A 1,852-nucleotide genomic window follows, 5' to 3' on the forward strand; every position below is an offset into this window, starting at 1 on the left:
TTCATGTTGACCTTTCGCCTGTTCGTGAGCTGGTTTCGCTCCAGCGGCGATGCTCCAACAATCTGAACCAAGTGGCAATTCAAGCCAACACCTACGGCGCAATTTATCCCGAAGAACTCGCAGCCTTGCAGCGGGACTATGCCGCTTTGTGGGGGCCGCTGTCTGATCTCTTGAAACAGCTCTCCGCGCTGATAGAGCTCTGACCCATCCGGGGAGTGGTTGATACCGCTCCCCGGCTTTTTCTACTTCGGGACAAAGTGTCCCAAAGTAAAAATACTGTTTGCCGGAAGGAGGGATTTTTACGGCGACCACCTACATCCGCCCTTATAAAACAGCGGCGGGAAAAAGTGCAATTCAAACGATGGAGGATCGTTTCACCTATGGCCTGAACCCGGAAAAGCTGGGAGCCGTATCTTCCTATCTCTGCGATCCGAACACGGCTCCCGCCGAGTTTCTTCTGGTAAAAAGTCAATACCTTGCAGAGACAGGCCGGGCCGTATCTCGCGGGGCACTGTTCTTTCAGATCCGGCAGGCGTTTCTGCCCGGGGAGGTTACGGCGGAAGAAGCAAACCGTATCGGTTATGAAACGGCGATGCGCTGGACAAAGGGAAAGCATCAATTCTTTGTCTGTACGCATATCGATAAGGCCCATATCCACAATCACATTTATTTTAATGCAACGGCCTTTGACCGCTCCCGGAAATTTCATAATTTTATTGGTTCGTCCTTTGCCCTGCGGCGGCTCTCTGACCGCGTGTGCATCGAACATGAATTGTCTGTCATTCAAAATCCGCGCCAGCACAGCAAGGGCCGCTTTCTTCACTATGGCCAGTGGATCGGGGAAAAGCCGCCCTCTGCCAAGCAGCGGGTGCGGCTGGCTGTTCTCGCCGCTTTGGAGAAAAAGCCCACGGACTTTGCCGACTTTCTTCGCCTCATGGAGGAGTCCGGCTTTGCCGTAAAACAGGGGCGCGGCGGTGTCATCTCATTCCTTGCGCCCGGACAGGAAAAACCAACCCGGCTCCGGGCTTCTACACTGGGAGCCGGATTTGACCCGGAGGACATCAAGGCGGTAATTGCTGGGGAACGTCCGCTCCCTGAACTACCAGAGGAGCCCACGGTTCCGCCACGGCGAGTTAATCTTATCATCGACATTCAAGAGCGTATGGCCCAGGGCAAAGGCCCGGCCTATGAACGATGGGCCAAGGTCTACAACCTAAAACAGATGGCTGCCGCGCTCCAGTATTTGCAGGAGCATCATCTGACAGACTATGCGGCGCTGACGGCCCGCACCGAGGCTGCTGTGGATCACTTTCACAAGCTGTCTGACGAGCTCCGCACAACGGAGGAGGCCCTTTCCAAAACCTCGGAGCTGATGGCTGCCACGGTGGACTATGCCAAGACCCGCCCGGTGTTCGATGGGTACAAGGCTGCGCGGTACAGCAAAAAGTATCTGGCCCAGCATGAAGTGGAGCTTGCCACTTACCGGGCGGCAAAGGATACCATGAACACCATACTGAACGGCGCAAAGCTCCCTAAGATTGAAGCACTAAAAAAATCCCGCCGTGAGCTGGCGGGACAAAAGAAAGAGCTTTATGCAGAATACCGGGATGCCCAGCGGCAAATGCGGGAGGCCGTGGCAATAAAAGCGAACATTGATCATCTGCTCGGCATAACAGACGAGCGTGAGAATAAGGCACAGGAACGATAGTGACGGGCCGCAGACTACGGTGCAACGCACCGGGACTTTGGGACAATTTGTCCCGAAGTACAGCGGGTTTGGGGAGCTCCCCAACAAGCATTTTTGCGGGCCCTGCGCCCTGCAAAAATTTCGGAGTGTGGCCACACCCGAATT

General features: G+C 55.1%; 1 protein-coding gene and 1 pseudogene. Both read left to right on the forward strand.

The annotated features are described in order from the left end of the window. Positions 1–203: pseudogene (locus tag H8Z83_RS18975) on the forward strand (plasmid mobilization relaxosome protein MobC); the annotation flags it as partial. Between the two features lie 158 nt (positions 204–361). Next, positions 362–1,708, forward strand: a complete 1,347-nt coding sequence (locus H8Z83_RS18980; protein ID WP_187016458.1) for a relaxase/mobilization nuclease domain-containing protein — start codon at positions 362–364, stop codon at positions 1,706–1,708. Positions 1,709–1,852 lie beyond the last annotated feature (144 nt).

The organism is Dysosmobacter segnis (assembly GCF_014297285.1).
GTDB lineage: Bacteria > Bacillota > Clostridia > Oscillospirales > Oscillospiraceae > Oscillibacter > Oscillibacter segnis.